Below are 201 nucleotides of genomic sequence, written 5' to 3'. Positions count from 1 at the left end.
GACGCCGGATTGGTGACGCTGAGCAGGAACAGCTCGCCGGGCCGAAGGCGGCGGCACTGCTGCCAGGATGGCAGCGGCCGGCCCCAGCGATCCGCAGACAGCACGGCGGCCGAAGGCACGCCGTCGATGCGAACGCTGCCGCCGACGATGCACACCTCTTGCGGCGCCACTGCGCCCACTCGCTTGAGCAGGGGAATGCGT

1 protein-coding gene is annotated in these 201 nt (G+C 71.1%); it reads right to left on the bottom strand.

Features of this window, described 5'->3' with window-relative positions; all coding sequences use genetic code 11:
- On the bottom strand, positions 1-201 hold a 201-nt coding region (locus H928_RS26675; RefSeq protein ID WP_043339210.1), incomplete at both ends, for a S26 family signal peptidase.

Source organism: Comamonas sp. B-9 (assembly GCF_000410635.1).
GTDB lineage: Bacteria > Pseudomonadota > Gammaproteobacteria > Burkholderiales > Burkholderiaceae_C > Comamonas.
Note: the sequence above shows the minus strand (reverse complement) of the source record. Positions and strands in the feature narration are given on the sequence as shown.